At 43.6% G+C, this 21,463-nt stretch carries 20 protein-coding genes; 12 read left to right on the forward strand and 8 right to left on the reverse strand.

Translation table 11 applies throughout. The features are described 5' to 3' along the window. Positions 1–64: 64 nt before the first annotated feature. From EGI32_RS10275 to EGI32_RS10285, 3 genes are read right to left on the reverse strand one after another with little or no spacing between them, the layout of a single operon-like run. Entirely contained in the window at positions 65–685 is a 621-nt protein-coding gene (locus tag EGI32_RS10275) for a hypothetical protein (protein WP_255155308.1), read from the reverse strand. 6 nt (positions 686–691) lie between these two features. Then, positions 692–2,380 carry a hypothetical protein gene (locus EGI32_RS10280; RefSeq protein ID WP_255155309.1) on the reverse strand — a complete coding sequence of 563 codons (1,689 nt, stop codon included), beginning with the start codon at positions 2,378–2,380 and terminating at the stop codon, positions 692–694. A gap of 5 nt (positions 2,381–2,385) precedes the next feature. Further along, positions 2,386–5,424 (reverse strand): tetratricopeptide repeat protein, encoded by a 3,039-nt coding sequence (locus tag EGI32_RS10285; RefSeq protein ID WP_255155310.1) that lies wholly within the window; start codon positions 5,422–5,424, stop codon positions 2,386–2,388. A gap of 218 nt (positions 5,425–5,642) precedes the next feature. Between EGI32_RS10285 and EGI32_RS10290 the strand changes: the two genes are divergently transcribed. Both EGI32_RS10290 and EGI32_RS10295 read left to right on the forward strand, forming a co-directional pair. Then, entirely contained in the window at positions 5,643–6,053 is a 411-nt protein-coding gene (locus EGI32_RS10290; RefSeq protein WP_255155311.1) for a DoxX family protein, read from the forward strand. Between the two features lie 92 nt (positions 6,054–6,145). Further along, positions 6,146–6,553: a thioesterase family protein gene (locus EGI32_RS10295; protein ID WP_255155312.1), complete on the forward strand. Its 408-nt coding sequence runs from the start codon at positions 6,146–6,148 to the stop codon at positions 6,551–6,553. Positions 6,554–6,849: 296 nt separating this feature from the next. Here EGI32_RS10295 and EGI32_RS10300 read toward each other — a convergent pair whose 3' ends face one another. Together EGI32_RS10300 and dacB are read right to left on the reverse strand one after the other, a co-directional pair. Continuing rightward, on the reverse strand, positions 6,850–7,287 hold the full coding sequence (locus EGI32_RS10300) for a DUF6526 family protein (protein WP_255155313.1): 438 nt from the start codon (positions 7,285–7,287) through the stop codon (positions 6,850–6,852). A gap of 125 nt (positions 7,288–7,412) precedes the next feature. Then, positions 7,413–8,822 carry a D-alanyl-D-alanine carboxypeptidase/D-alanyl-D-alanine-endopeptidase gene (gene dacB, locus EGI32_RS10305; protein WP_255155314.1) on the reverse strand — a complete coding sequence of 470 codons (1,410 nt, stop codon included), beginning with the start codon at positions 8,820–8,822 and terminating at the stop codon, positions 7,413–7,415. A 46-nt stretch (positions 8,823–8,868) separates the two neighbouring features. On the opposite strand from dacB, the gene EGI32_RS10310 reads away from it, so the two are divergent. From EGI32_RS10310 to EGI32_RS10345, 8 genes are all read left to right on the forward strand, one after another. Further along, positions 8,869–9,459 (forward strand): Uma2 family endonuclease, encoded by a 591-nt coding sequence (locus tag EGI32_RS10310; RefSeq protein ID WP_255155315.1) that lies wholly within the window; start codon positions 8,869–8,871, stop codon positions 9,457–9,459. A gap of 23 nt (positions 9,460–9,482) precedes the next feature. Continuing rightward, positions 9,483–10,730, forward strand: a complete 1,248-nt coding sequence (locus EGI32_RS10315; RefSeq protein WP_255155316.1) for a competence/damage-inducible protein A — start codon at positions 9,483–9,485, stop codon at positions 10,728–10,730. 153 nt (positions 10,731–10,883) lie between these two features. Continuing rightward, positions 10,884–12,236, forward strand: a complete 1,353-nt coding sequence (locus tag EGI32_RS10320; protein ID WP_255155317.1) for a dihydrolipoamide acetyltransferase family protein — start codon at positions 10,884–10,886, stop codon at positions 12,234–12,236. Between the two features lie 299 nt (positions 12,237–12,535). Next, positions 12,536–12,703, forward strand: a complete 168-nt coding sequence (locus tag EGI32_RS10325; RefSeq protein ID WP_255155318.1) for a hypothetical protein — start codon at positions 12,536–12,538, stop codon at positions 12,701–12,703. 92 nt (positions 12,704–12,795) lie between these two features. After that, positions 12,796–13,104 (forward strand): phosphoribosylpyrophosphate synthetase, encoded by a 309-nt coding sequence (locus EGI32_RS10330; RefSeq protein ID WP_255155319.1) that lies wholly within the window; start codon positions 12,796–12,798, stop codon positions 13,102–13,104. Between the two features lie 120 nt (positions 13,105–13,224). Beyond that, a complete protein-coding gene (locus EGI32_RS10335; RefSeq protein WP_255155320.1) occupies positions 13,225–14,253 on the forward strand; it encodes an isoaspartyl peptidase/L-asparaginase family protein in 1,029 nt (342 codons plus the stop codon). Between the two features lie 120 nt (positions 14,254–14,373). Then, positions 14,374–15,090 (forward strand): copper homeostasis protein CutC, encoded by a 717-nt coding sequence (locus EGI32_RS10340; RefSeq protein WP_255155321.1) that lies wholly within the window; start codon positions 14,374–14,376, stop codon positions 15,088–15,090. A 59-nt stretch (positions 15,091–15,149) separates the two neighbouring features. Continuing rightward, entirely contained in the window at positions 15,150–15,665 is a 516-nt protein-coding gene (locus tag EGI32_RS10345) for a hypothetical protein (RefSeq protein WP_255155322.1), read from the forward strand. A gap of 139 nt (positions 15,666–15,804) precedes the next feature. Here EGI32_RS10345 and EGI32_RS10350 read toward each other — a convergent pair whose 3' ends face one another. Continuing rightward, entirely contained in the window at positions 15,805–16,518 is a 714-nt protein-coding gene (locus tag EGI32_RS10350; protein WP_255155323.1) for a YqjF family protein, read from the reverse strand. Between the two features lies 1 nt (position 16,519). Further along, positions 16,520–17,782, reverse strand: a complete 1,263-nt coding sequence (locus tag EGI32_RS10355; protein WP_255155324.1) for an NAD(P)/FAD-dependent oxidoreductase — start codon at positions 17,780–17,782, stop codon at positions 16,520–16,522. A 186-nt stretch (positions 17,783–17,968) separates the two neighbouring features. On the opposite strand from EGI32_RS10355, the gene EGI32_RS10360 reads away from it, so the two are divergent. Further along, positions 17,969–18,685 (forward strand): hypothetical protein, encoded by a 717-nt coding sequence (locus EGI32_RS10360; protein WP_255155325.1) that lies wholly within the window; start codon positions 17,969–17,971, stop codon positions 18,683–18,685. Between the two features lie 69 nt (positions 18,686–18,754). Here EGI32_RS10360 and serA read toward each other — a convergent pair whose 3' ends face one another. Beyond that, entirely contained in the window at positions 18,755–19,993 is a 1,239-nt protein-coding gene (gene serA, locus EGI32_RS10365) for a phosphoglycerate dehydrogenase (protein WP_255155326.1), read from the reverse strand. Positions 19,994–20,048: 55 nt separating this feature from the next. On the opposite strand from serA, the gene EGI32_RS10370 reads away from it, so the two are divergent. Continuing rightward, the gene (locus EGI32_RS10370) at positions 20,049–21,380 is read left to right on the forward strand and encodes a serine hydrolase (RefSeq protein WP_255155327.1); all 1,332 of its coding nucleotides are present in this window, start codon (positions 20,049–20,051) and stop codon (positions 21,378–21,380) included. The last annotated feature ends 83 nt before the right edge of the window (positions 21,381–21,463 follow it).

The raw sequence follows: 21,463 nt of genomic DNA on the forward strand, positions 1-21,463 counted from the left end.
TTTATCAAGACTAAATATTTTTCATTTATCGATTATTACATTTTCAGTAAATTTTCACTTAACCTCAGTTAAAATTAATTTGCGAAATGACTTTCTGCCCGTTACCGCCGGAACCATTTGCTCCCGATCCCTGGTAATGAAAGAAAATGGCGGCTGCCGCTAATACAGTGAGTACGATCGCCCAGATCCACCAGCGGTCGGCCGGAGCGCCCTGTTCATCACTGTAGAATTCTGTCATGACCGTATTAGTGGTTTCGGTGTCGCCCACCAGCATCGAATGCGGATCATTGGGGCGGATCACTTTTTCGGCGTTCACCGGTAGCGAATAAACCGGAGGCATTTCCTCCGCGGAAAATAAAATATTGCCATCCTGCGAAACGGAAAAACGGCCGGCCGATGGAAGAACGATCTCTTCGTGTGCGCCCATGAATTTGAGGTTGCGGCAATATTGTTTCAAAGAAGCCTGCGCTTCTTCCTCGCTGGTGCCTTTTTCTACCGCTATGTAACGGATCAATCCCGCTGCGGAAAAATCCTGGCGAAACAAGCCTATAAACGGTTTGGGAGCCGTGATCGTCCGTTCGCCGGGCTGTACATGGGCCGGATGCTCCTTTACAATAAGTGACCCGATGCCGGGCAACGGGCAATGTTTGTGCTGAAATAAATATGTAGCTAAAATATCCTGCATGTGCAATTAAAATTTGATCAGTATCCCCCCGACCAAATTTAAGCCGTAAACCTGGTAATTATGCCAACGTTCATATTTATCATTAAAAATATTATTGGCATCCAGCCAAAGGCTGAATTGTTTGTTGATACGGTATTCAGCCCCGATGCTCAGGTCGGTCCCACCATCGGTGGTCTTAAAGGTATTTCCCTTCTGAATGTATTTGCTGCCGCCAAAAAGATACAGATCGGCCTTGAACATGAACCGCTGAAATGCCCACCAGCGCACGGAGCTGGTAAATTCCATCGGGATGGTTCCCCAGGCTTTATCATTGTCTTTCAGGTTGGTATAGCCATTGAGCGTAAGCCCTGCGGTAAACGTAAACTTATCCTGGTTGATATAACTGATGTCGCCATGTATCCTGAAATTCTTCGCTTTGGATTCGTTGACAACAGTGAATTTATTGTCATTATCCACGCCTGAAGTATCGTTGATCAGCAGCGCCAGGTTGGTATACTGCACCAGCCCCGCTTTTGCACTGAAGTTGAAATGTTTGCCCAGCGTGGCTTTAATACCTCCGTAGTATTCCATTTCCTTGGTATTGTTCTGAAACAAAGCCGGGGTCAGGTACGGATTCACTTCCACCAGGTTCTTTAAGGTGTTTTTTGTATAACGCCCTATCCATCCGCCCTGCAGGGCAAAATTCTTCTCCGGCAATTGTGCCTCGGCATGGATATTCGGCAATAAAGTAAAATCGCCATTATTCCAGGTAGGTGTTACGCCACCATTGATCTTTACCAACGGCGATGTGTAAATGATTGATGGTGCTATAGATACTACGTTGTTGTTGAATTTTATATTGTTGGGAATATAACCGATGGTAGAAAATTTCGTAAGGTCTGCAGCCACTTCCACTTTTGCACGGAAGGATTCACCGAGTGTTTTTTCAACCGGTACATTCAGCCTGATCGTGGTTTCGGATGCTTTATCCTTGCTGGTAAAATAGCTGATATCAACATTGGGATTGTAACTGAAGCCCATATCGTTCGGCTTGGTATTACGGAAGCCGCCGGCGATATTGATCTCTTCGTATTGGTTGCGGATATCGTCTTTTTCTATATTCGGGTACTTGTTATGATCGTATCCGTACAGGTAATATTTATCCTGGCGCACCGCTGCCGAACCATACACTTCATTTTTTTCTCCAAAATAACTGCCCGCCCCTTTTATGTTGATCCTGGAATAATCCTGGAATTTGATATCGTTCCCTTTTGAGCCGATGTAACTTCCGGTGATGTTGACAAGGCTGGTTCTGCCATCGCCAAAACTAAAACCAGCTTTCACATATGGTGTGGTATAACTACCAAAACCGGCTTTTACATAATGCCTGTTGCCGAGGTAAAGGTTGCTGTCCTGCGCCAGCGCCAATGGCCTCAGCGAAATGGGCTGATAAGCATAAAACAGGTTTTGCGACGGTACATTGTAATTGAACACTGGCCTGCTGGTATCTGCGCTCAGCTGCGATCCGGAGAAATTTATTTTCACCGCATTGCGCAGCACAGGCTTGTACGCCGAAGTGATATCGATGCCCCCTGCTACCTTTACGCTATCGCGTTGTGCCATGCCCTGCAGCGAACAAATGCTGAACACTATGAAAGCGGAAATACGGCTGTACATGTTTAGTTTATTGATATGAATGGGTTGTAGATATTGCATGTTGCTTAATTACCTATTTTAGAATTTTGTTTGTCTTCCGCTGTCGCCTTCTCAAATTTCTGTTGCGCTTCATTTTTCAATTCAGGAATGCCGGAATTTTTAGCTACACTTTCATAAGTGGCTTTCGCGTTGAAATAATCTTTTTGCTGCATGAAAATATCACCCAGCAGGATGTAAGACCTGGTCACCCAGAAATCATATGAACCTGTTTCCTTGATCACGGCCATCGCAGCTTTTTCGGCTGCAGCAGTGTTGTTGAGGGTCATGTAACAATTGGCGATCTCGTACCTGGCTTCGGCACCCCAGCTTGTCTTGTTGATAGCCGCGGCCGATTTAAAAGAAGTGATGGCTGCGTTACAGTCATTGGCCACCTGCTGCGATTTACCCAGCACCAGGAACCCGATCGATTTATCATCGGTACTGATACCTTTTTTGCCTACCAGTTCTTTAGCGGCATCATTGGCTTTGCTGTAATCCTTGAGCATGTAATAGCTGCGAACCAATCCACGCAAGGCTTCCAGCATATTATCCTGGTTGACCGCATTGTTGCGGAGTGATTCAAAATAACCGCGGGCTGCCGCATAATCTTTCAGTTCGAAGTAGTTGATCTGTGCAGCTTCCAGTGTGGCTTTTTCAAAATATTTGTTGAGCCCTTTTTTATTCACCGCATCATAATTCAGCAGGGCATTCTTGAAATCCTTGTTTCGCTGGTAACAATCGGCGCTGTAAAAATTAGCTTCAATGCTGTAAGCCCCTGCAGGATATTTAGAAAGATAATTGTTGAAACCCGCAATAGCCGCGTTGCAATCCTTATTGTTGTATTTCAATATGGCCGCGGAATACGTCAGCGAATCTGCCTCACTCACAGAGATAGCTTTGCCGTTTTGTTTCATCAGTTCCACATACTCATTCGGCCTTCCCTCTTCTACATAAATGTCTTTTATGACCGACATGGCTTCATCGGCTTCCGGCGACTGTGGATATTTCCGGATCAGCAACTGGTAGCTTTTCAGGGCCTCAGCATTATTATCGGCATTGTAATGCGCCAATCCCGATTTGAGGTAAGCCCTTGGCTTGAGGCCGCCGCCTGACGGCGAATTGATGATATTATTAAGATACGGGATCGCATCGCGGAATTTTTCATCAGCTATATAAGTCAGGGCAATCTCCATATTCGCATCATTTACGAGATTACTTGATGGATACTGCCTTGTGAGCGTATTGAGGTTTTTGATCTTATCGGCACTGCTTTTCACTCCTGCTATCATCGCTTTCTGGTAAGTGGCATAATCGCTTTGCGGCAAGGCATTCGCGATCACATTATCATACATGGCGGTTGCTTTTGCATAATCACGCAACATGTAATAACAATCGGCGCTGCGTACGTAAGCATCCTGTTCCAATGAAATGGAAGAAGCTGAGACGCTTTTCGCCACTGCCTGGAAATTGGTGAGTGCGTTACTGTAATTCTCCTTCTGCAACCAGCTATACCCGGTGTTGTAGCGGGCTGCAGCCGGATTGGCCTCACCTTGTGCCGGCAGATTGCTTTGCAGGTAAATGGCTAAAAAGCGGATCGCGTCATCATAACGCTGCTGCCTGTACGCAATTTCCCCTTTCCAGAAATTGGCATAAGCCACCAGGTTTCCAGAGTATGTATTCGATAAAACCTTATTCAGCAGGTCATCCGCGGAAGCCAGCTGCTGATCGTTGATGTATTCGATAGCCCTGCCGTAAAGTATGCGTGGATAGGCCTTCTGCATCATCGGAGTAGGCTTGTCGAAAGAATTATACAAGGCCAATGCATCATTGAAATTATTGGTTCCGGCGAGCAGGCTTACCAGTATTTCTTTCGCTTCCGTGTCGTATTCGGAGTTGGGATAAGACTTCAGGTAACCTTTCATTTCGTTGAGCGCCACATCCTGGTAACCTAATTCGTAAGAAAGTTTGGCATAATTGAAACGCGAAACTTTTTGTTGTTGCTTGTTGCTGCTGTTGTAAGCGCTATATTGAAAAGCCGTGCGGGCATTGGCTTTCTGGTTGGTACGCAGGTAAAGGTCGCCGAGCAGGTACATACTGTTCTGTCCCATTGAATCGCGTTCATTGCTGAGTTGCTTGAACCCGCTGATCGCTTTTTCGTATTGGTTTGCTTCGTAGTAGCAATAACTCAGTTCGTACAATATTTCCTTTGTCACCTTAGGCGTACTGTTTACGTAATCTTCCAGCAAAGGCAGTGCACGGGCATATTCTTTTTTCTCGAAAAGTATCTGTCCCATGAGCAACTTCAGTTGTTTTTCATAATACAACGTATTGCGCCTGTTCAACACACTCGTTCCGTAATTCAATGCCTCATCTTTTTTTCCCTGGAAATAATATATCTCGGCTATATAATAAGGTACTACGCCTTTGTATTCATCAAATGTTTCCACCAATTTGAAGGCTTTCAGCGCTTCGCTGTATTGTTTGTCGTAATAAGAAATGAACCCGTAATAATAATTAGCGGGAATATAATATTTATTGGAAGGTAATTGGTGGATCTCGTTGAAGAGCGGTTTTGCCTGGTCGAATTGTTTGAGATTGAAATGAGCGTATGCTTTTTCAAATTTCGCATCAGCAATCTGTTCATTGCTTAGATTTTCATAACCGGCTTTATCGAAATAAGTGATGGCGTTATTAAAATCATCTTTCAGGAAATAATAATGCGCCAGGTGAAAACTCATGATCTGGCGTCGTGGCTCGTTGCTTACGGAAGCAATGTAGTGCTCTGCATCCGATTTGCCGATATCCTGCATCAGCTTGAGTTCGCATACCACATAAAAATAATTTACATCATCATTTATATACGTATGGTCGGTGGTATTGTTATCAGGATACATTTTCTTCAACTCTTTCACCAGCGGATAAGCAAAAGCATATTCCTCTTTGGCGATATGCTCCTTTACTTCCTTATATTTTCTTTCGGGGTCGGTGATCGTATGGGTGGGCTGTGCAAATACAGCGATACCACCGGCTGCGAGGAGCAGCGACAGAAGAATTTTTTTAGTCATTATTGGGTTAGTTGTAATGATACTTTTGCAAATGTAAAACCTACGCTGCATCAACAAACATTATTCCAAAGAAAATATTTGCTGTTCATTTTATGTAAACCAACTGAATCTATCTTTAAATCCCTGTTAAAGGACTGGTAAAAGAAATTTCTTTTTTCGAAAAACTCCACGGCGATTTGTAAAGGCCGTTCCTTATTTTTACAAAAAAACATATTGCTATGAAGAAATTATTATCGACCAGATATTCAGCGGGGGCATTCAATTTTGCTACGCTTGTATTAAGGCTTGTATTTGGCGGGCTGCTGATGGCCAACCATGGTTATGGCAAACTGATCCATTTTTCCGACACTGCTTCCAAGATGCCCAATTTTCTGGGTATTGGCCAGACAGCCACTACAGCGCTCGTGGTATTTGCCGAATTCTTTTGCGCCTTATTTGTAATGATCGGACTGTTTACCAGGCTTGCCTGCATACCGGTATTGATCTGCATGATCTATGCACTTGCAGTAGCGCATCATGGACATATCTTTTCTGACGGGGAGGCCGCGACATTATTCCTGGGTGTTTATGCAGCGTTGTTGTTTGTAGGGCCCGGAAGAGTGAGTGTAGACGGCTTAATCGGCAAATAATCTTTTTAATTACGAATTACCAATTACGAATTACGAATTTATCAGGCAGCTGATGTTCTGATCGTAATTCGTAATTCGTCATTCGTAATTATATGTATACAACTGAAACAAGCATCCGCATCCACTACGCCCTTACCGACCAGATGGGGATCGTCTATCATGGCCATTACGCCCAGTTTTACGAGATCGGCCGTACGGAAGCCATACGCCAGCTGGGGTTTACTTATAAGGATATCGAAGCGATGGGCATCATCATGCCGGTGGTGGATATTCACAGCAGGTTTTTGCGCCCTGCAAAATACGATGACCTGATCACTGTAAAGACTACCCTCCGCGAATTCCCGGTGAATCATAAGATCGTATTTCATTCGGAAATCTACAACGAGCAGGATCAGTTACTGAATGCCGGGGATGTAACACTTTATTTCATGGAGGCGAAAAGGATGATACGGACGGAAATGCCGAATGAACTGAAAGAAAAGCTGAAAGGTTATTTTTAATTACGAATTGACAATTACGAATTACGAATGATTGCGAAGAGTTAAGCGAAAAAGAGATCACAGATTTCAGAAGGATAAAGGGGATTACACAGATTGTTTTTACTTCGTAAAAACTAAAATGCAGTTTATAAGTTTTGCAACTTTTATTTAAGTCGCAAAACTTATAAACTGCATTTTCATTTTGCTTTAGCAAAATAATCTGTGCAATCTCCCTCATCCTTCTGAAATCTGCGATCCTTTTCCGCTTATGTCTCCGCTTGCATTCTTAATTCTTCATTTTTAATTCTTAATTGACCTCACACTCTGTGGTGATCCGCTTTCCAATGCACGATCGCCGCCTTTATCTGCTTCGGCGAAAGGTTTTCATTTACTGCACGGTGCGCCAGGTCTACAAATTCGTTGTTAGGAGCAAAACGCAGGGCGATGATCTGTCCGAGTCTTAATTTACTATCCAGTAGTTTACCCGTGATGGCAAAATAACGCAGGTTTTCTTCGGCACGTATCGCCCTGTCCTGCGCCCGCAATGCGAATGAGCGGGTGTACCAGGCCGTAATGGCGAGGGCCAGGGTTCCACTGACGATGAGTGCAGGCAATACCAGCCCACCGATATGCGTGGAATAATTGCGGTACCATTTGTAGATGGCGCCAACCAGTGTGATCAGTATCAGCGGGTAGCCCACGAAGTGGAACCAGCGTACAAGCCTTGTGTGGTTTTTGAAACTTTGTTCTTTCATATTGTTGTATTACACGAATTAAAGCTAATTACACGAATTACACGAATAAAATATATGTCCTGATTACTTGTATCTGGTAAAAACCTCAAAGGTTTCACTATTGCCTATTCACTATTGACTATTCACTATTTCAGCAGATCCAGCACCTTCCACATCTTCTCCCTCACCGTTCCGGGGTTGCCATCAAAATTATTGACGATAAAAGAGAAGGTATACTCTTTTCCATCTTTTGACTTCACATAACCTGTATAACTCCTTACACCACCGATGTATCCGTCTTTCATTTTGATGCCGTTCATTTCTGGTAAAGCGTTGTAAAACGAATTGAACCAGGGTTGTTTTTTTGCATATTGCAACACAGATACCAACGCGTTGGTGGTAACACGATTAGCCGGCGAAAGCCCGCTGCCATCCTGTATTTTCAGCGAAGCGGGATCAATTCCTTTTTCTTTCCAGAAGCGACGAATGACCGCGATGCCACTATCGGTGCTTCCGATAGGTGTTTTTTGCGCAGCGATGGTTTTTACAAACGCCTCACCGTATAAATTGACGCTTCTTTTGAGAAACCAGAAGTTCATACTGTCGAATGACGGGGAAATGATGCTATCCAAAACGGAGGTCATTTCTGGCAAAGGAGAATTATTTTTAAGCGCATAACTGAACGTGAACAGGCTATTGGTAAACCCTATACCCTCTTTTTTGATCGCGGCTGATACGGCCGTTAAAAAAGTCCCCGGCGGATTCGGCAATGCGCCGGCGACAATAAATTTGTTTTCCCCGACAGGAATAGTACCTGAAGCGAATATTTCTTTGCTGTAAGGCGCTGCATAAAGGTAAACATTATCGCCACTGCCTTTTTTGGCAGAACGTACCAGGTTGGTTATGTCATCGGCTATTACCGGAGGGTTGGTGGATACAATGACCGCTCTTTCGCCGATCGTATTGGTAGAAGCCAGTACAAGATCATATTGATTTTCGCGCCAGTTGAATCCCCAGGCTCCGGCACCATAATAATTTCCTATATCCTGCCATATCCATCCGTCGGGCACCGGGTTGTAAGAAAAATAGCGGTCATCGGAGTAAATATTTCCCTGAATATACTCAACACCGTTTTTCCTTAAAGATCCGGTGACCTTTTTCAACACATTTTCTTCAGAAGTTTGCTTCCAACGCCAGCTACCGAGCGTGGGGTCTCCGTTTCCAACAAAAAAAAGGTTTCCCAGCATGTTTCCTTCTTTGGGGATACTATCAGAACCAATCAAGGTTTTGTAATGGAAATCTTTTCCGAGTAGTTCAAAAGCACTGGCACTGGTGATCACTTTCTGGCAACTTGCAGGGGCGAGTCCGAGTTGTGCATTGCGGTCAAATATCACATTACCGGTGGAAGTCTCCACAACATACATCCCAACCATGGCATGCTCGAATTGTTTATCTTTTTCCAATACCGTGACAGCGGAAGCCAGCCGTGACTGCAGGTTTTGCGCAAACCCGTTGAAAACAACAAAAAACAGCGGTAAAAAAACAATTCCTTTCATGGTTGAAATATTCATTTATCAAAGCTAAAAGATTTAAATTTGATACATGGAAAATGTAACGGAAGAACCTGCGGTGAAATACAATCATTTTTCCCCGGAAGAATACCTGGCCATGGAGCGGGAAGCTACAGAGAAACATGAGTATTATCAGGGTGAGATCTTTGCTATGAGCGGGGCATCGATCAATCATAGTAAAATTGCAACCAGAATTACAGGAGAACTCATCAGCAGGCTTCGTGGTAAACCTTGCCAGCCGTATAACAATGACCTTCGCATTCATATCCCAAAAAATACGTTGTATACATATCCTGACATTTCCATCATTTGTGGAGAACCTCAAACAACTGACAGCTCATTAGATACAGTGACAAATCCTTCAGTAATAATAGAAATACTCTCAAAATCAACTGCCAATTATGATCTGGGCCAAAAATTTTCACTATACCGGGAAATAGTATCCCTGAAGGAATATATCATCATTGATTCAGAATCAATATTCGTTCAAAAGAATATCCGCAATTCAGACAATAGCTGGCTGGTGACATATCATGATTCTATTGAAGTTTTTTTTGTAATCGATACTGTCCATTTAAACATTTCTTTGCAAGATATTTACGAAGGCATCTCATTCAAGTAATATATTTCTCTACTCATTCCACCATGATAAAAACTTCCATCATCACCATCGGCGATGAACTACTGATCGGACAGGTTATAGATACCAACAGCGCCTGGATGGCGCAGGAATTGAATAAAGCAGGTATAGCCGTTCTGCGCCGTGTAGCCGTTGGCGATACCCGCGACGCAATCTGGAACGCCCTCGATGAAGAAAGCCGTCATGCCGATATTATCCTCATCACCGGTGGCCTGGGCCCTACCGCCGATGATATCACCAAACCCTTGCTGACAGAATATTTCGGCGGAAACCTGATCGTTGATGAAGGTGCTTTGCGCAATCTTCAGTATTTATTTGAAACTGTTTTCAAAAGGCCACTTACGGAAAGAAATCTCAAGCAGGCAGAAGTTCCCGACAATTGCAAAGTATTGCTCAACAAACGCGGAACCGCACCGGGTATGCTTTTTGAAAAAAATGGCATAGTGTACGTGAGCATGCCGGGCGTTCCCCACGAGATGCAGGGAATGATGACCGACGATGTGATCCCTTATATCCGGCGAAGTTTTCCGCTGCCGTTCATTGCGCATCGCACCCTGCTCACTTACGGCATCGGCGAAAGTTACCTGGCCGATATGATCCAGGATATCGAAGAAGCTTTACCATCTTACATAAAACTCGCCTATCTTCCGAATTACGGGATGGTGCGATTGAGGCTGACAGCTTCGGGTGAAGCAAAAGATGAGATCGAAAAAGTACTGGACGAAAGATTTGAAGCCCTTCAGGAACGCGTGAAGGATTTTCTGGTCATCAATGAAGATGCCCAGATGCAGGAAGTGATCGCGAAGATCTTACTGGAAAGCAAACAAACCATGTGTACGGCCGAAAGCTGCACGGGAGGCTATATCGCCCATCTGCTCACCTCCATTGCCGGCTCTTCGGCATTTTATGATGGCAGCGTGGTGAGTTATTCTTACAAAGCAAAGGAAGACCTCCTGCAGGTAAAAGAAAGTACATTGCTCGACAAAGGCGCCGTAAGCGAGGAAGTAGTGTATGAAATGGCGAAAGGTGCACTTAAAAATATCGGCTCGCACTATGCCATAGCCGTTTCCGGCATCATGGGGCCTGGAGGCGGAATGCCCGACAAACCTGTAGGCACTGTATGGATCTGCGTAGGTGATAAAAACAAACTGGCGGCGAAGAAGTTCCATTTCCGGTTCGACAGGACAAGAAATATCCAGCTGACGGCTGTTAATGCTTTGAATATGCTGAGGGAGTTCATATTAAATGGATAATAGATTAATGGATAATGGATAATATATCATACTTTAAAGTGTCTTTGCTAATGGCAAAAACCTTGAATAGAAGGATTATCCATTAAACCGTTATCCATTATCCATTAATCACTTTTTGCTTACATTTGCGCTTAAATAAATTTTCGTAGCTATATGAGTTTAGTTGATCTGGTAATGCCCAAACTTGGCGAAAGTATCATGGAAGCCACCATTCTTAAATGGCATAAGAATCCGGGTGATAAGATTGCCCAGGATGAAACCGTACTGGATATCGCTACCGATAAAGTGGATAGTGAAGTTCCCAGCACAGCCGAGGGTGTGATCGAAGAAATCCTTTTTAAAGAAAATGATGTGGTTCCGATCGGTACCGTCATTGCCAAAATACGCGTTGGCGCAAACCAGTCTGCGGCCACCATCCCTTCTACCCCGTCGGCTCCCGCTGCTGAGGAATATGAAGAAGCCAGACTGGTAGAAGATATCCCGTTCGTTCCGTCCAACACCATTCCTGCCCCCTCTTCCAATAGCAGCAACGCACCAAGATTTTATTCTCCGCTGGTGTTGAACATCGCACAAAGCGAAGGTATCAGTATGAGCGAGCTGGAAAATATTCCGGGTACCGGCCAAGACGGAAGGGTAAGCAAAAAAGACATCCTGGCTTTTGTAGCCAACCGCGGCAAAGCACCGGTGCAGCAACAGCAGCAATCGCAGCAGGTAACCGTATTGCCTGCAGATAATAAACAACAGTCAGCGGAGCAACCAAAATCGGCGGCAGCCTCACTTCCGACAGTTTACCAGGGCAATGTGGAGATCATCGAAATGGATCGCATGCGCAAGCTCATCGCAAAACATATGGTCGACAGCAAACACACCAGTCCGCACGTAACAAGCTTTGCAGAATGCGACGTAACCAACCTGGTATTGTGGCGCGACAGGGTGAAAAAAGATTTTGAAAAACGCGAAGGTGAAAAGATAACATTTACCCCGCTTTTCATTGAAGCAATTGTGAAATGCATCAAAAAATATCCATGGCTGAGCAGTTCAGTTGATGGCGACAGGATCATCGTTAAAAAAGACATCGGCATAGGTATGGCCACTGCTTTACCAACCGGAAACCTGATAGTACCGGTGATAAAAAATGCAGACCAGCTGAACCTCGTGGGCCTTACCAAACAAGTGAACGGACTGGCTAATGCGGCACGGACCGGCAAACTGAAACCGGATGATACTATTGGGGGTACATTCACCTTGACCAACGTTGGAACGTTTGGCAGCATCATGGGAACCCCGATCATCAATCAGCCACAGGTAGCGATCATGGCTGTAGGCGCCATCAAAAAGCGGCCGATGGTTATTGAAACAGCACAGGGTGATACGATCGGTATCCGCCATATGATGTACATTTCCTTAAGTTACGATCATCGGATCATCGATGGCGCACTGGGATCAACCTTCCTCAATGCCGTTAGCAAAGAACTGGAGAATTTTGATTCAAACAGGCAGATATAATCAACATTTATTGCGGAGAATATATAAAGAAATCAAATCGCAGATTTCAAAAAGATAAAAGGATTGCGCAGATTATTTTGCTGACGCAAAATGAAATGCAGTTTATAAACGAGTTCAACTTTTTATAAACTGCATTTTCGTTTTTACGTAGTAAAAACAATCTGTGTAATCGTGTTATCCCCTTGAAATCTGCGATCTTATTTTCTCCGGGTAAATCTTTGCTATCAAAACTTATTCATTTAAATCACTTTCTGTCTGAAGTTGGCATTATTTTCTATATACATTCTTAAAATAAGTGTATGAAAAAGAAAGCAGAATCGAAAATCCCCGTTGCGAAAGCATCATCCAAAAAAGATCTTACCAGGAAACCTGCACAGGATAAAGAGGTAAAAAAAGGGTACAACGAAAAAAATCCGGGTCAGCCGCAAGGCGCTTTCAAACCGGATAATGCCAGTTCAAATAATTGATTTCCTTTCTGTTTACAGGTTTTTGTAGCCAATATTCGTTACGCCCTTAATAAAACGGGATTTTGATTACCTTAGTGAATCAAAATTATTTTATGGAAAATTACGAAACAGTAGTAGATGCCATCAATGGACTGAAAGACCGGGGATATGTACTCGATTTCAATATCGCTTTTGATAAGATAACCTGCTCTCAAGATGGCTCCTGCCTGAATCCTTCCGAATTTGAGATCATGGAAACCTACCGTTTTGAAGGCGAAACAAATCCTTCTGATGAAGATGTGGTGTACGCTATCGAATCAAAAGATCGCCAGCAGAAGGGAGTACTCACATCGGCTTACGGAATCTACGCAGAAGATGTGGATGCCAACCTTCTCAAAAAACTCAGTTTTCACCACGAATAGTGATAGTCAATTGTGAATAGTCAATAGTCAATAGTCAATAGTGAAATACATTAGTTTTATTGTATTTCACTTTTTCAACGTCAGAATTCGTAATTCGTAATTTGTAATTCCTAATTATTTATGGACAGGAAGAAATTTCTTACGCTCAGTTCGCTGGGATTATCCTCGCTTCCGTTGTTTTCATTTGCTGCAAGTGCCGGTACCAAACCCATCGTGATTTCTACCTGGGAAAGCGGCATGGGAGTAAATGGGGCGGCATGGGAAGTACTCAGCAAACCCGGCGGGCGGGCACTCGATGCTGTGGAAGCCGGAGCGGTACATATCGAAAACGAGATCAGCTGTTGCGTGGGATTAGGTGGTTATCCCGACAGGGACGGCATTGTTACACTCGATGCCTGTATCATGGACGAACATGCCAATTGCGGCGCAGTAGCGGGAATCGAGCAGATCAAACACCCGATATCTGTTGCAAGAAAAGTGATGGAAAAAACGCCCCATGTAATCCTGGTTGGTAACGGTGCACAGCAATTCGCTATAGAAAATGGCTTTCCAAAAGAACCGGCAGAGTTATCGGAAGATGCAAAAAAAGCATACGCCGAATGGTTGAAAAAAAGCGAATACAAACCGGTCATCAATATTGAAAATAAAAAACAAAATGGTCCGTTCGCCCCGAATTTTTTTGAAGATGGCTCACCCAACCACGATACGATGGGCCTGGTGGCTATGGATGCCAACAACAATCTTTCCGGTGCTGTAACTACCAGCGGGATGGCATTCAAGCTTCATGGCCGCGTGGGAGATTCGCCGATCATCGGAGCCGGACTGTTTGTAGACAATGAAGTGGGCGCCGCCACCAGCAGCGGGCTCGGCGAAGAAGTGATCCGCATCTGTGGCACACACCTCGTGGTGGAATTCATGCGGCAGGGATACAGCCCCGAAGCGGCCTGCAAAAAAGCCTGTGAACGCATCGTCAACCGCGATCGTGCAAAAGCGAAGACCCTACAGGTAGGATTTGTTGCGCTTAACAAAAAAGGAGAATACGGCGCTTACTCGATCCAGAGCGGATTTGTTTTTTCTGTAAAAAGCGGGAAGGAAAATAGGGTTTATCAATCAAAATTTATTTTAAAAAATGATGGAACAGTGAAGTGATGCGAGATACTGGTTGCCGGATGCTGGTTATCTTAGCGAAGCAACAAACAGAATTACTCCAGAAAACATCCAGCAACCAGCATCAGCCATTTTTTATTTTTAATTCTTAATTTTCAATTGATGTTCTCCCTCGAAGTAATCGCTTTCAACATCCAGAGCTGCCTCAGCATCGAAGCCTCTGGTGCCCACCGCATCGAACTTTGCGACAATCCCGGCGAAGGTGGTACTACACCATCCAAAGGTTTCATTGAAGCGGCCAGGAAAAACGTAAGCATCGATCTTTTCCCGATCATTCGTCCGCGTGGGGGCGATTTTTTATACAGTAGTGAAGAATTCGCCATCATGAAATCCGATGTACTCCTATGCAAGCAAATCGGCTGCGATGGTGTGGTCATCGGCATTTTAAACACAGATGGCAGCATCGATATGAAACGCTGCAGCGAACTGGTGAAGATCGCTTACCCGATGAGTGTAACGTTTCACCGGGCATTCGACCGGGTAAATGATCATCAGCAGGCTTTGGAAAATGTGATCGGACTGGGTTGTGAACGCATACTCACTTCCGGCTTTTACCCGACAGCGATGGAAGGTGCTTCAAACATTGCACAGCTGATCAGGCAGGCAAACGAACGCATCGTCATCATGCCCGGCAGCGGCGTTCGTTCGTCTAATATTGCAGAGCTGGCGCAACTTACAGGCGCAGTTGAATTTCATTCATCCGCACGGTCGACCATCAACAGTAAAATGGAATTCAAAAGTCAAACGATGAATGAAGACCTTAAATCAGTCAATGTTGATGAGGGTGAAGTGAGAAAAATATTAGAAGTGATAAGTTAGAAGTGATGGGTTATGACATAATCGACATGGATTCTTAATTCTAAATTCTTAATTGAATCATGGATTTGCGACATAAGCTACTTGCCGCACATTCCCGCCAGCAATGCGATGATATTGTGGCGTGGGTAGGTGCTGATCAAAAACGCTTCGACGAATTATTTAAACTTTTTCTCAATGATGAGTACCGGATCGTTCAGCGAAGCGCCTGGCCGGTGAGTTATTGTGTGCAGGCGCATCCGAATTTAATTACAAAACATTATCCTAAGTTGATCGCTAAAATGCAGGAAAATGATCAGCCTGATGCCGTGAAGCGCAATGGGGCAAGGCTTTTGCAGCATGTTGACATTCCCGAGAAATATTGCGGCAGTATCATGGACCTTTGTTTTCAACTGGTAGCTTCTCCCGATGAAGCAGTCGCTATCAAAGCCTTTTCTTTGACTGTACTTGGAAACCTTGCCAAAAAATATCCTGACATCATTCCGGAAATAAAACTGCTGATAGAAGAACAGTTCGGCGATGAAAAACCGGCTTTTAAAAGCAGGGCATTAAAATTATTGAAAATGTTCAACCATTAATATTTATGTGAAAGCTTTGCTGTCTCTGGCGCTCTGCGGCTACAGAGAAGTCACTTCACCGCAGAGAAAAGAAGAACGCAGAGATTTTCGCAGAGGAAGTATTGCGAACGATCAACAGCCCGTCACCCGTTAGACGCAACTACAAGGTTCGTTTGCTCAAAACCGCTACCCGTGAACCTTTGGCAATAAATACAGATGTTGGTTCGGCATTGGTAAGAAAACCAAAAGCATTTCCGTATAATGTTGCAAAATCACAATCAATGGTGTAATTTTTCACGGGATAAATTTCCCATGCCGGATGTTGTACAGCATATTCATAAGTGATATTTGCCGAATGGCGTGAGTAACCCCAGTAATGCTCCGCGATGAATTCCTCTTCACTTCCGGGTTTCATTGGTACAGATTGTTTAGCCGTAATTGCTTCGAGCCTGTTCCAGCGGCCACGGTACTTCCAGGCATAACCGATGGTTTGTTCATCGTTGTCCAGGCGCAGGAAATGGCTCATCGGCATATACACATATTTTTCTTTGTAAACCACATTTGCCACCACACTTATAGCGATCCGCGGAACGATCTCTTTGATGAATACTACCCCACGCTTCCATTCACCATCATCCTTGAAGCGCACATAGAACCGCAGATTTACCTCCTCGAAATTGATATGGAATGGTATGCGAAAGCCAAGCATTTTTGTTTTCTCAAACATGAAACCAACCAGGCTGACATATACTTTTCCATTGAAAGTATCCAGCTCTGTTTTGTGGGGAAGGTAAGGCAACAGCAGCGCGGGATCGATGGCATAGTTGGCCATGATGAGGTTATTCCATTCTGCTTCGAGAAACGATCGCGCCATACTATTTTTTTTCTTTGTAAAATTCCTTGAAAATAAGTCGAAGGTTCTGATCTCTGGTAAAATAATTATACAGCCAGTTGGAAAATACAGAGAACCTGTTCTTGACGCCCAATATCAGCATCAGGTGAAGGCTCATCCACACCAGCCATGCGAAGAAACCACTGAAATGCAGCTTCGGCTTGGGAACGTCTACCACCGCCAGGTTGCGGCCAACGGTAGCCATTGCGCCTTTGTCTTTGTATACAAACTCCTGTAAAGGTTTACCATTGATCTCCGCGATGAAATTCTTTGTCAGCAGGTCAGCTCCCTGGATCGCCACGGGCGCTACCTGCGGATGGCCGTGTGGAAAAGCAGGCTCTTCCATATAAGCCACATCACCAATTGCATAGATATTTTCCGAACCTTTTATTTTTGCGAAGCGATCAGTAGTGATCCTGTTGCCACGTACTATCAATGAAGGATCGATCCCTGCCGGAACATTTCCTTTGATACCTGCCGCCCATATAAGCATCGAAGTTTCAATCTTATGGCCATCCTGTGTGATCGCCGTTTTTCCATCATAATCTTTTACAATGGTATTCGTCATCACTTTGACGCCCAGCTTTTCGAGGTAATGACGGGATTGTACGCTGCTTTTTTCACTCATCACACCCAACGTTTTTGGTGACCCTTCGAGCAGGTAGATATTCATTTTACTGAAATCAATTTCAGGATAATCTTTTGGCAATACAAACCTGCGCATATCAGCTATTGCGCCGCTCAATTCCACGCCGGTGGGGCCACCACCAACTATCACGATGTTCATAAGCCGTTCGATCTCCAGGGGATCTTCTGCCATCAGCACGTCTTCAAAATTGTGCAGCAGCCTGTGGCGCAACTGCAACGCTTCAGCCGTGCTTTTCATTGGAAATGCATTCGCTTCCATCTGTGCATTGCCAAAAAAATTGGTACCGGCACCTGTGGCGATCACCAGACGATCGTATTCAAAATCGCCGATATCCGTTACCACTTTATTATTTGCCACATCCACATTTTGAACCTCCGCCATGCGGTAACGCACATTTTTAACTGCATGAAAAACCTTGCGCAAAGGGAAAGATATATTGCTGGCATCGAGCCCCGCAGTGGCCACCTGGTAAAACAACGGCTGAAATTGATGATAGTTGAAACGATCCAGCAGCGTCACTTCAAAACCCTTTTTATTGCTCAGTTTCCTCGCCAGCCTCAGGCCTCCGAATCCCCCTCCTATGATGACTATTTTCATAACAATTTATTTGATCACAAATATACTAAACTTTCAGTAATTATTGAAAGTTTTATAAACAAATTAGCTATTTAACAGTTTTTATAAATGTTTCACTGATTCTTGATATTGCCAATATTTCAAAAAGAAATATTTTGCCTATTTTACATATTATAGAATTTTCAATAAAACGATTTCAAGCTTAACATGAATTTAAAAAACAAAAAAATCATAGCACGTGAAATACTGATTTTTCTATCCACTTTAGTTATAAGTTTAGTTACTTATGGAGTAGTTTCTGTGTTTACAAATTATCATTCAAGAAAAATTACTTCTATACAATTGCAAATAGATAATACAAAAAATGCAGCAGACAATTTATCACTAAACTACAACTCGAAATTGGAAAATCAGATTGAATATGCTAAAGTTTATTATGAGGCAGTAGGAAACAGTGAAGAATCAAGGAAATATATTTTTTTTAATAAATCAGGTATTGCGTACCAATTAAAAGATGGCAACTTACAATTATTTGACGTCTATAATAAAATTGAGAATCCATTATTTCCCCAAAAAAGGCCTGCTTCTACTAAAAAAATAAATAGTAAAAAGAAGGGGAAAACGAATTCTTTCGATGAGTTAGATTTGAATGAAGGTTTATTTCAAACGACGTATGATAAAAAATATATCCAAATAAATACAATTCTTCCAAATGACTTAAAGAGTAAAAATGAATCTAATAACCTCTACTCGAAAATAGATTCTTTAAAAAGAGTAAGTACGATTCATGAACAAAAAGTATTTGATAATTCTGAACTCTGGGATTGTGTATTTTCTGTCCTGATTCTTACAATTACTATCCTTTTTGGTGTTCGCTATGTAATTTATATGATAAAATGGAGTATAAAAACTTTGAAGCAATAACATTGCAAACAACTGTCTATATTTTTATATAGAACACATAAAGTCTAAGTAAGAATCTAAATAGTACTATCAATACAGCATCCTCACTTTGATCGTTTCTTTGATCCCTTTCAGCAACTCCATCGCATTTTTACTCAACACTTTTTCTACGTCCAGTACCACGTAACCGATATCATCATTGGTTTTGAGGTATTGCCCCACGATGTTGATATTATTTTGTCCAAGCAACGTATTTACCTGGCTGAGTACACCCGGCACATTTTTGTGTATATGCAGAATGCGGTGCGTACCTTCCTGTGGTGGCAGCGCCAATGCAGGCAATGTATGCGAACCGGTGCTGATGCCCTTTTCGAGATAGTTGAATAATTTATTGCTCACATCCACGCCGATGTTGCTTTGCGCTTCCTGGGTGCTTCCGCCGATGTGCGGAGTAAGCAATACATTCGGTAACCCCTGCAACTCGCTTTCAAAACGATCGCCGTTCTTTTCCGGCTCTACCGGGAACACATCGATGGCAGCGCCGCCGATCTGTCCGCTGAGTATGGCCTTGCGCAAAGCCGGGATATCCACCACTGTACCACGGGCATAATTGATGAGGATAGCGCCCTTCCTGAAATGAGCGAGATTATTTTTGTTGATGAGATTTTCGGTAGATTTTATTTCGGGTACATGCAGGGTAACTATATCAGAATTTTTCAATAGTTCCTTCAGGGTTTTGCTGTCGTGTGCATTGCCAAGGGGCAGTTTTGTTTCGGCATCATAAAACAATACTTTCATACCCAAAGCTTCTGCCAACACACTCACCTGGCTGCCGATATTTCCATAACCAATGATACCGATCGTTTTACCACGAAGTTCATGGCTGCCACTGGCATCTTTCAACCAGCCGCCTTCGTGTGCCGCTTTATTTTTGTCGATGATCTTGCGAACGAGTAAGATAGATGCGCCGATCACCAGTTCGGCTACGCTGCGGGTATTGCTATAAGGCGCATTGAACACCACTACCCCGTTTTCGGTGGCTGCATTGAGATCCACCTGGTTTACACCAATACAAAAACACCCGATCGCCTGTAATTTTTTGGCCGCATCCAGCACTTCCCTGGTAATCTGCGTCTTGCTGCGGATACCCAGTATATGTACGTCCTTGATCGCTTTTATCAATTCATCATTGCTCACAGCCCCGGTTAGTTTTTTTACATTCACATAACCAGCTTCTGAAAACCTGCTGATAGCCACATCACTTATATTTTCTAAAAAAAGAATATTGATCTTTTCCTTTGGATAACTTGTTAATTTTTTCTCTGCCATAATAAATACCCGTTATTTTGCACAAATATATTCTATAAGCATGTAATAAATAATGATGATCCATATATTCAGTTCCTATAATATCGCATTTCATAAATATAATAGCTTAACCTTCCCCCTTCGTCTTTTACTGATATCATCCACTCTGGCTTTTTTCTCCTGCAATTCCGGCAGTAAAAAAACGGATACCACTGCTCCCGCAGACAGCATCAAAACGATCGCTTTGCCTGTGGCAAAAGAAATGTCACCCGAAGAAAAAACCAGGCTTCACAACGAATGTGAAGCCTGGTACGACACCATCCTGCGCAATACAGGATTCAATGGCGGCATCATCGTGGCAAAAGGTGGTAATATAGTATATGAGCGTTACAAAGGGGCAGTAAAGCTTGGCGGTAAAGACAGTATAGATGCGCAAACGCCTTTTCATATAGCTTCAGTGTCAAAGACCATAACGGGCATGGCTACCCTAAAACTTTGGCAGGAAGGGAAGATCGGCCTCGACGATGAGTACAGCAAATATTTTCCTACGTTCAATTACCCGGGTGTAACCATCCGCACTTTGCTCAATCACCGCAGCGGCCTGCCTAATTATCTTCATTTCATGGATAAAATGTGGCCCGATAAGAAAGTCCATGTGAAGAACCAGGACATTTTCGATTACCTGGTAAACAGGAAAGCAGAAATGGAAAATATCGCAAGACCTGATTCAAGGTTTTCTTATTGTAATACCAACTTTGCTTTGCTGGCTTTGCTGATAGAAAAAGTAAGCGGAAAATCGTTCCCTGTTTATATCCACGATAATATTTTTCAGCCGCTGCAGATGAACAACAGCTTTGTATATACTCCCGACCGCAGCAGCACCATCCCGCCTAATTACGATTGGCGTGGACGGGAAATTCCGTTGATGTTCCTCGATGATGTGTATGGAGATAAGAATATCTACAGCACGCCACACGATCTGCTGAACTGGGATCGCGGACTGGTATCGGGCCAGATGTTTACGCCACAAACCCTTGCGGAAGCCTATAAACCGTACAGCAATGAAAAGGAAGGGGTGAAAAATTACGGGCTTGGATGGCGCATGGACAATTTTCCCAACGGGAAGAAAATGATCTTTCACAATGGCTGGTGGCATGGCAACAATGCGGCTTTCCTGCGCCTGTTTGACGAGGATGCTACCATCATCGTATTGAACAACAGGTATACCAGCGCTACGTATAAAGCGAAATACCTCATCAACAACTTTGCACACTACTTCGACAAGGTGGCCGAAGAAGATACTGAAAATACTTCTGCGGCCTCTCCTTCGCCTGAGCCGGTGACCAGGGAAAAGAAAGCGTCGAAAAAGGAAATTCCGAAAAGCAAGGTTGCTGCAAAGAAGAAATGAGTAGACTACCCGCGGTAGTCACCCCATCAACATTTATCAAAAAATGCGTTTTTGCAGGTTTTCCACCTGGCATGTGCATTACT

This window comes from Ferruginibacter sp. HRS2-29 (assembly GCF_024343615.1).
GTDB lineage: Bacteria > Bacteroidota > Bacteroidia > Chitinophagales > Chitinophagaceae > Ferruginibacter.

Bases quoted from the DNA above. Each gene is read 5' to 3' on its own strand.
- EGI32_RS10310 (WP_255155315.1), top strand. From the start codon at position 8,869: ATGGAAAATGTAACGGAAGAACCTGCGGTGAAATACAATCATTTTTCC.
- EGI32_RS10370 (WP_255155327.1), top strand. From the start codon at position 20,049: ATGATCCATATATTCAGTTCCTATAATATCGCATTTCATAAATATAAT.
- EGI32_RS10355 (WP_255155324.1), bottom strand. From the start codon at position 17,782: ATGAAAATAGTCATCATAGGAGGGGGATTCGGAGGCCTGAGGCTGGCG.
- EGI32_RS10280 (WP_255155309.1), bottom strand. From the start codon at position 2,380: ATGCAATATCTACAACCCATTCATATCAATAAACTAAACATGTACAGC.
- EGI32_RS10285 (WP_255155310.1), bottom strand. From the start codon at position 5,424: ATGACTAAAAAAATTCTTCTGTCGCTGCTCCTCGCAGCCGGTGGTATC.
- EGI32_RS10275 (WP_255155308.1), bottom strand. From the start codon at position 685: ATGCAGGATATTTTAGCTACATATTTATTTCAGCACAAACATTGCCCG.
- EGI32_RS10330 (WP_255155319.1), top strand. From the start codon at position 12,796: ATGGAAAATTACGAAACAGTAGTAGATGCCATCAATGGACTGAAAGAC.
- serA (WP_255155326.1), bottom strand. From the start codon at position 19,993: ATGGCAGAGAAAAAATTAACAAGTTATCCAAAGGAAAAGATCAATATT.
- EGI32_RS10360 (WP_255155325.1), top strand. From the start codon at position 17,969: ATGAATTTAAAAAACAAAAAAATCATAGCACGTGAAATACTGATTTTT.
- EGI32_RS10350 (WP_255155323.1), bottom strand. From the start codon at position 16,518: ATGGCGCGATCGTTTCTCGAAGCAGAATGGAATAACCTCATCATGGCC.
- EGI32_RS10325 (WP_255155318.1), top strand. From the start codon at position 12,536: ATGAAAAAGAAAGCAGAATCGAAAATCCCCGTTGCGAAAGCATCATCC.
- EGI32_RS10290 (WP_255155311.1), top strand. From the start codon at position 5,643: ATGAAGAAATTATTATCGACCAGATATTCAGCGGGGGCATTCAATTTT.
- EGI32_RS10295 (WP_255155312.1), top strand. From the start codon at position 6,146: ATGTATACAACTGAAACAAGCATCCGCATCCACTACGCCCTTACCGAC.
- dacB (WP_255155314.1), bottom strand. From the start codon at position 8,822: ATGAAAGGAATTGTTTTTTTACCGCTGTTTTTTGTTGTTTTCAACGGG.
- EGI32_RS10300 (WP_255155313.1), bottom strand. From the start codon at position 7,287: ATGAAAGAACAAAGTTTCAAAAACCACACAAGGCTTGTACGCTGGTTC.
- EGI32_RS10335 (WP_255155320.1), top strand. From the start codon at position 13,225: ATGGACAGGAAGAAATTTCTTACGCTCAGTTCGCTGGGATTATCCTCG.
- EGI32_RS10340 (WP_255155321.1), top strand. From the start codon at position 14,374: ATGTTCTCCCTCGAAGTAATCGCTTTCAACATCCAGAGCTGCCTCAGC.
- EGI32_RS10320 (WP_255155317.1), top strand. From the start codon at position 10,884: ATGAGTTTAGTTGATCTGGTAATGCCCAAACTTGGCGAAAGTATCATG.
- EGI32_RS10345 (WP_255155322.1), top strand. From the start codon at position 15,150: ATGGATTTGCGACATAAGCTACTTGCCGCACATTCCCGCCAGCAATGC.
- EGI32_RS10315 (WP_255155316.1), top strand. From the start codon at position 9,483: ATGATAAAAACTTCCATCATCACCATCGGCGATGAACTACTGATCGGA.